This window comes from Granulicatella sp. HMSC30F09, from assembly GCF_001806915.1.
Lineage (GTDB): Bacteria > Bacillota > Bacilli > Lactobacillales > Aerococcaceae > Granulicatella > Granulicatella adiacens.
Genome location: NZ_KV786409.1, coordinates 17025 through 24190, shown reverse-complemented (window position 1 = coordinate 24190; position 7166 = coordinate 17025). Strand labels below are relative to the sequence as shown.

7 protein-coding genes are annotated in these 7166 nt (G+C 41.9%); 4 read left to right on the top strand and 3 right to left on the bottom strand.

All coding sequences use genetic code 11. The features are described from left to right. Window positions 1-38 precede the first annotated feature (38 nt). Window positions 39-758 carry a YebC/PmpR family DNA-binding transcriptional regulator gene (locus HMPREF3103_RS00985; RefSeq protein ID WP_039849074.1) on the bottom strand — a complete coding sequence of 240 codons (720 nt, stop codon included), beginning with the start codon at window positions 756-758 and terminating at the stop codon, window positions 39-41. Between the two features lie 156 nt (window positions 759-914). Here HMPREF3103_RS00985 and HMPREF3103_RS00980 point away from each other — a divergent pair, with 156 nt between their 5' ends. Both HMPREF3103_RS00980 and HMPREF3103_RS00975 read left to right on the top strand, forming a co-directional pair. After that, entirely contained in the window at window positions 915-1205 is a 291-nt protein-coding gene (locus tag HMPREF3103_RS00980; protein WP_070436898.1) for a thioredoxin family protein, read from the top strand. Further along, a complete protein-coding gene (locus HMPREF3103_RS00975; protein ID WP_070436897.1) occupies window positions 1202-1822 on the top strand; it encodes a sugar O-acetyltransferase in 621 nt (206 codons plus the stop codon). The genes HMPREF3103_RS00980 and HMPREF3103_RS00975 overlap by 4 nt, the downstream gene beginning before the upstream one ends. Before the next feature lie 41 nt (window positions 1823-1863). On the opposite strand, the gene HMPREF3103_RS00970 is transcribed toward HMPREF3103_RS00975, so the two are convergent. Continuing rightward, the gene (locus HMPREF3103_RS00970; RefSeq protein ID WP_070436896.1) at window positions 1864-3222 is read right to left on the bottom strand and encodes a metallophosphoesterase; all 1359 of its coding nucleotides are present in this window, start codon (window positions 3220-3222) and stop codon (window positions 1864-1866) included. Between the two features lie 62 nt (window positions 3223-3284). Next, window positions 3285-4412 carry a CobW family GTP-binding protein gene (locus HMPREF3103_RS00965; RefSeq protein WP_005606576.1) on the bottom strand — a complete coding sequence of 376 codons (1128 nt, stop codon included), beginning with the start codon at window positions 4410-4412 and terminating at the stop codon, window positions 3285-3287. Between the two features lie 166 nt (window positions 4413-4578). On the opposite strand from HMPREF3103_RS00965, the gene HMPREF3103_RS00960 reads away from it, so the two are divergent. After that, window positions 4579-5460 carry a methyltransferase domain-containing protein gene (locus HMPREF3103_RS00960; protein ID WP_070436895.1) on the top strand — a complete coding sequence of 294 codons (882 nt, stop codon included), beginning with the start codon at window positions 4579-4581 and terminating at the stop codon, window positions 5458-5460. Between the two features lie 53 nt (window positions 5461-5513). Continuing rightward, window positions 5514-7007 carry an SseB family protein gene (locus HMPREF3103_RS00955; RefSeq protein ID WP_070436894.1) on the top strand — a complete coding sequence of 498 codons (1494 nt, stop codon included), beginning with the start codon at window positions 5514-5516 and terminating at the stop codon, window positions 7005-7007. The last annotated feature ends 159 nt before the right edge of the window (window positions 7008-7166 follow it).

Genomic DNA, 7166 nt, shown 5'->3' with positions numbered 1-7166 from the left:
AGGGTGCACTTCAATGTTACATTTTGCTTTTTCTATGATTAGTCTTCTAAGTTTACGTTGTGGTACACTTTTTGAACGTCTTCGTTGTCTTCTAGAGCGTTAATCATACGTTCGAATAAACGTAAGTCATCGCCTTCAAGTGTCACTTCTGATTGAGGAATCATTTCGATTTCGCTCACTGTGAATTCAGTGATTCCTAAGTCTTCTAGAGCTTTACGAACTGTATGGAAGTCGTTTGGTTCAGCGTAAACAATCGCTTGATCGTCTTCTTGAACAACGTCACGAACATCAACGTCTGCTTCCATTAATTGTTCTAATAATTCGTCAGCATCTTTATTGGCAACACCGAAGATAGCTGTGTGGTCAAATAAGTAAGTTACAGAACCTGGTGCACCCATGTTCCCGCCGTTTTTGCTGTAAGCGGCACGTACGTCAGCTGCTGTACGGTTTACGTTATTTGTTAGGGCATCTACGATAATCATAGAGCCATTTGGTCCGAAACCTTCGTAACGGAGTTCTTGGTAGTCGCCATCGCCGCCACCTTTTGCTTTTTCAATCGCACGTTCGATGATATGACGTGGTACATTATAAGTTTTAGCACGGTCAATAACGAATTTTAATTTTTGGTTTGAATGAGGATCTGGTTCTCCTTGTTTTGCAGCTACATAGATTTCAATCCCGAATTTAGCGTAGATTTTACTGTTATTTGCATCTAATTTTGTTTTCTTTTCGACAATATTTGCCCATTTACGTCCCATTGTTTCACTCACTTTCTGATTTTCATCTGGACTTAACTCTTCCATTATACACAATCAAGACGCGGTTTGTTAAGTGTTTTCTACTAAAAATTGAACCGTGAGCAAAGTTTGCAAGAATTCATAGACTATCGGGTATGATAGAAGTGAGGTGAGAAAATGGACGAAGTAAAAATCATATATATATCCACACCAACATGTGGGGTGTGTCATGCGATTAAACCACGAGTAAAGGAACTTGCCGAAGAGTATAAGATTTCGGTAGAAGAAATTGATGCCACTCTTCATCCAGAAGTGGCGAGTCTCTATGAAGTCTTAACAGTGCCAGCGGTTATTCTGACGCTTGGGGATAAAGAATTCGCCCGCCAAGCACGTTTTATCGACCTGTTAGAACTCGAAAAACGAATCGTTCAGGCAAAGGCGTTTGCGGAAACGGAGGAGACTAAATGAAAACCATGAAAGAACGTATGCTCACAGGAGACTTGTATATTCCGTCTCTCACAGAAGGGCTAAGAGACTTATCGATTAAAGGGAAAAAACTAGCGCAACAATACAATCGTTTGGACTTTGATGATTTCGAAGGAAGACGTGCGTTGTTAAAACAGTTATTTGGAAAAACAGGCGAGAAGATTTACATGGAGCAACCTGTCTATGTGGACTACGGAGTTCATACAACGATTGGCGAAGGCTTCTATGCGAATTTTGACTGTACATTACTAGACGTAGCGCCAATTACGATTGGGGACAACTGCATGTTCGGTCCGCACGTATCGCTTGTGACGCCAGGACATCCAACTGATGCCGAAACGCGCAATGCGGGTCCAGAATTTGGAATGCCGATTACGATTGGCAATAGCGTATGGCTTGGGGCGAATGTGACGGTGAATCCAGGAGTGACGATTGGCGATAATACGGTCATCGGGTCTGGCTCTGTGGTGACAAAAGACATTCCAAGTAATGTGATTGCGGTCGGAAATCCATGCCGCGTCCTTCGTGAAATTACCGAAGAAGAGAAGGCAGATTGGCGCCAAAAACACCAAGAACTATTAGAGGAACTTGGAAAATAAAATAGAAAACGAAAAAGGTCGTCCAAGCAGGACGGCCTTTTTTAGTACGGTATAGTGATTTCTTGATTGTTGGCATGCGTTGTTTCTTTGATAATCATATCGATGTAGTTCAATAAGAAGTTCGATGAGCTATTGGTTTGAAGCTGCTGATACGCTTTAGAGGTGAGAACGGTATCCGAAATATAGCTTTCGGGAATTTTATCTCCTGAGAAATAAGCTAGATTGAGTGGTGCTAGAACGCTACTAAGTTCGTCGCCCACTTCTTTGGTATACCACGATTCATCATATAAAGATTGATGCGTCATGATGCGAGTCGAGTCATCGAAGACCTGTTTCATATAGTTCTGATGATGCAACAAATCCGGATTCGTTTGTCCCGATTGAGCCGCCCATTCGTCTGCTTTTAACGCCGTTTGCTGGTAATGATAGTCGTTAGGGCTCATCGTTAATTTGCCGATGGTAGACGGATAAACGGAGAACGCCCCATTGACGATTTCCGTATACGAACGATCCGCGGACATCTTTTCTGTGGCAATCTGTTGCGTATGAATATGCCCCGAAAAACCAAGCGTCACATTGTCATATTGATTAAAAATCGCCTTCAAGTCCGAAGCGTTATCGACCACGAAGCCATCAGGATTAAATTCATGATGCGTTAGCAGATTGTGATGCATCACGGGAATGACTTGAACGCCAGCAGAATGTGCCGCTGCTAACTCCTTATCAATCCATTCCAGCGTTTCTTTTGGAATCACACCGCCCGTCTTTGGAGCGCCTTTTCCCTCACCGTTTTTCTCGTAAATATTACTATCAATCATTAAGAACCACAGTTTGGTAAAGAGCTTGGCCATATAGCTTAGCGAGTGCGTATCTCTCGAGGACGCTTCGGAGTAACCATATTCGGCAAAGACATTTGGAAAATCTGCCGCCGTCATTTGCTTGATTTTATAGTTCTCGTTGCCTTGAAACTTTCTAGCCCAGCCATCCGCAATATCGTGGTTCCCAGGTTCCACGAGGACGGTCGTTCCTAGCGCTTCGATGCGTTTGAAGAACTCAGCCAATTCGATGAAACTTTGATACTCACCATTAAACGTCATGTCTCCGCTCACGATAAGCACTTTTGGACGTTCGCTTTCGACTTGCACCACTAAGGCTTCCATTCGTTCCTTGCTGTAAACGAGGTCTTTTCCGGCAGCAGTATTTTGTATTTTCTGGAAGGCCACATCTTGGTCATGCAGTTCTGGACTCAAATAGTGTGGGTCGGTGATGACCCAAATTTCATTGGTCGAAGAGAGCTCTTTTGGAGTCGCAGCGATATGTTTAGGAAAGAAAATCCACAGCAACACGAGCAACACTCCGATTCCTGCAAGTAGGGCAGAGAGTTTTAATGATTTTTTCAAGATTTCACCTCCATCCGTGTAAAAAGACAGCTGGGCGCAATGGTCCAGCTGCAATTTTATATTTATTTTTCAGTACAAGCAATAAAGCTTTCGCGTAATTGGTTTTCTGGAAGGTTCTTTCCGATGAAGACCAATGTTGAGCCGCGTTTTGTATCCTTCCAATCGCGACCTCTTGAGATATCAAAGCTCATTTGAACCCCTTGGAAGATGATTTGGTAATCTAATCCTTCCACGTTTAAGATTCCTTTGTAACGGTATAATTCTGGCCCGTAAATATAAACAAGCTCGTTCAACCATTCGTTAATGTTTGCGAGAACTAATGGTTTTTCAGTCTCGATAACGAATGAGTTAATACCGCTATGGTGGCTATGACTATGGTGATGATGATGTTCGTGATCGTGGTCATGGTGGTCATGTTCGTGTTCATGCTCATGATCGTGATCGTGGTGCTCATGGTCGTGGTCATGATGGTGATGGTCGTGATCGTGGTCACCGTGCGCATGTGTGTGGCCACATTCTTCGCAATATTCTTCTTCGGCGTGTTCTTGCATTTCTAAGATTTTCTTTTCAGATGCGTAGAACAATTCAAGTCCGAACATGTCGCTCATATGAACAGGACGTGCGTCAAGGTCTTGGATTTCCGCAAATGCATTGATGCTACGAACTTCGTTAATCACTTTAGAGTAAATCGTTTCGTCTACTAAGCTATGTTTTGACATGAAAATCTTGTCCGCGAACCCAACTTGTTTTGCTGGTTCAGGTTGATGCGCTGTTTGGTATAGGAAGTTTTTAGCATCCACAACGGTTAATACCGCATCTAAGATAAAGTGCTCGTTTAAGAATGGCACATTAATAAAGGTTTGTGCGATTGGAGCTGGATCAGCAAGACCTGTTGTTTCAAATAACACGCGGTCCACGCGAATGCCGTTTTGTTCTTTGACCATTAAGATGGATTTCAACATATCGGCAATGTCTGTACGAAGCGTGCAGCAGAGGCAACCGTTATCCATTTGATAGATTTCTTCTTCAACGTCAAGAACGAATTGATGGTCTACACCGATTTCGCCGAATTCGTTAATGACAACAGCGATATGTTCGCCATGTTTTTCTTTTAAAACTTTATTGATTAAAGTTGTTTTCCCAGCGCCAAGGAAGCCGCTGACGATAGTAACTGGAATTTTTTGGGTCATATAGTTTCTCCCTCTCCTCAGATTTTTTCGTTTTCTTCTCGTAAATTAATTGTAGCACTCTCCTGAAAAAACTCAAAACAGACTGATTTATCTTGTTTCACGATTCCAGCAGGGGATAACCGAATGTGCTATACTGAAATGGAGAACATTAGAAAGAGTGTGTCGAATGACAAATCAGGAAGCACCAACTGCGGCCGTTAAGAAAATCGATTGGGCCGAGCAATTTATCAACCAACATTTACAAGCATTTCGTTGCCCGTATTGCCATGAAGCCATGGTTTCTGCCGAGAATCATAGCGTGGTCTGTGAGAAGGGGCATCGGTTTAATATTTCGAAAAAAGGCACCTTGCATCTCATGAAGCAAAATGCGAATACAGATTATGATGCGAAGTTGTTCCAGCACCGCTATGAACTCGCGCAAAGTGGGTTCTTTGAGCCACTTTTAGAGGCGCTTTTGCCGTATCTTTCAGGAAATGAAGAGAAGTTTATTGTCGATATCGGATGCGGGGAAGGCAGTCATTTATCTTGGTTATCTAAGCGTGTGAAGGCACCTTTATGTGGAATGGATATCGCCAAAGAAGGCATCCATCAAGCGTCGGTTCATTTTGGAAACCAAGCGCTGTTCTTCTTAGGAGACTTGGCGAACTTGCCATTTGCGGATGAATCCTGTGGGACGCTTCTCAACATTTTAACGCCGTCGAACTACCAAGAGTTTATGCGCGTGTTGGCTCCAGGAGGGACGCTTGTTAAAGTGATTCCTGGCAACGATTATTTGTCGGAGCTTCGCCAACAGCTCTACCGTTCCAATCCTGAAAAACAAACGTATTCGAATGCGGATATTCTAGAGCGAGTGCAGTCCGAATGTCCTCAAGTGACGTTTGAAGAGGTACGATACACGGTGAAGTTAACAGATGCGACCTATCGCCATTTACTAGAGATGACGCCTTTATACTGGGGTGCCACTCCAGAAGACAAAGCCTATAGTAATGAACATCCACTTGCTACGGTAACCGTCCATTACATCATCGCCGTCGTGAAAAAGCCGTAAAGAATGAATGAAATGTGCTATAATAAAACTATTAACCATTAGGAGGTTTTACAATGGGATTAAAAGATTTTTTCTCTCGTAAAAAAGAAGAACCAAAGAAAGATGAAGTGGTTCAAGAAGAAGTAAAACAGGAAGAGCTTAAAAAGGAAGAAACAGCAGAAGTGAAAGAGGAAGTGGTAAAAGCAGAAGCATCTGCCACACCAGCTGAAGGGAGCCAAACTTCTGAGGACGCTAAGAAAGGTTTTGCACTTGGGGTAGAAAATGTATTTAGCGCAGGAAAGGACTCTCCAGACTTAGTTGTTACAGGGTATGTCACAGGAACGATTAAAGTTGGGGATGAAGTCATTATTACTAAATTGGGAAGTGATACTGACAAACCTGTGAAATCAGCTGTATATGCATTAGAAGATGGCAATAACGGACGCGTGATGGAAGCTTCTAATAAAAAAATTGCAGCATGGATTGAAAATGGTGCTCAATATGGTCTCTATAAAGGTTCAGTCGTTCATTCAGAAGGCACTAGTGAAAATGATCTGTACGGAACCTATATTAACGCTATCGGAGAATCCTTTGTAGGTGTTCAAAATGGCGAGATTTCAGATATTGACCGTGTGTACTTATCCGTAACGGATGTTGCTGAAATTTGGCGTCTTTTTTTATGGTATTGCAACATTAATGCCGCAGAAGACACAGAAGAAAGACGTTCTGAAAACATGGAAAAAATCCGCAATTTAGTGACGATTACCCGTGATAAATTATTCTTAGTGGATGAAATTTATGCAGTTTATTCTGTCACAACCGGAGAGCCTTATTTATTCACAAAGACGATGAAAAAAGAAGATGGCAGCTACTATACAACTGCGCCATTAGTACGTTTAATTCCAGCGGCTTATAAAGAAAATCTCAAAGAAAAATTTGAAGATAATGAAGAGTTTGAATTGCGTCGCATTGAAAATGGACCGAATAAAGATGGCATCCGTAATTTCTTAAGCGAAGTCATTTTATTAGATGGAGCTCGCGGAATTCAATTTATAGCAGAAGAAACGTCAATTGCAGCAGAAGGATTGATCGAATTTCCGAACTACGAAGGGATGAGAGAAATCGATATTCCTGTAACGAATCCAGATGTGGTCCGCTGGTTACATCTCCTTGGACAATTAGGGAAACCAGATACGCCAGACCGCGAAATTCTATTCAATATGTATTTCCACCATTTAGCCGAAGCGTTAAAAACAGCGCGCTTTATTGTTCCGATGAGAGGACATGGAGAATTGCCAAAGGTGGATGAAAATGGCAATACCACCTTTAAAGAAGGATTCACATTTGACTTAGCCATGCAAGATGGAAAAGAAAAAGAGAAGGCACTTCTATTCTTTACAGATTGGAAGAGACTGCGTAAAGAATTTGGAGAAGAATGGCAAGGACTAATCCAACAATTGGACGGCAATTTGAGTCTTCATGATGTTATTATCAATGGAACAGGCAAGGAAGAAGCAGGAGCCTATATTACGGAAAGTATCTTTAATAAAATTAAGAATGCCGAATAAAAAGAATCAAAAAGCATAAGGACTCACAGGGTGGGTCCTTATTTATTTAGTGGTTTATATATTCTCGAAATAAGCTATGATATAATTTAAGTATCAAGTATCAGCTGTTGGAAAGCGGAGGAAAATAAATGGGATTATTCGATTTTTTATTTGGAAAGA

Coding starts and splice junctions, on each gene's coding strand:
- HMPREF3103_RS00985 (WP_039849074.1), bottom strand. CDS start 758: ATGGGACGTAAATGGGCAAATATTGTCGAAAAGAAAACAAAATTAGAT.
- HMPREF3103_RS00980 (WP_070436898.1), top strand. CDS start 915: ATGGACGAAGTAAAAATCATATATATATCCACACCAACATGTGGGGTG.
- HMPREF3103_RS00975 (WP_070436897.1), top strand. CDS start 1,202: ATGAAAACCATGAAAGAACGTATGCTCACAGGAGACTTGTATATTCCG.
- HMPREF3103_RS00965 (WP_005606576.1), bottom strand. CDS start 4,412: ATGACCCAAAAAATTCCAGTTACTATCGTCAGCGGCTTCCTTGGCGCT.
- HMPREF3103_RS00960 (WP_070436895.1), top strand. CDS start 4,579: ATGACAAATCAGGAAGCACCAACTGCGGCCGTTAAGAAAATCGATTGG.
- HMPREF3103_RS00955 (WP_070436894.1), top strand. CDS start 5,514: ATGGGATTAAAAGATTTTTTCTCTCGTAAAAAAGAAGAACCAAAGAAA.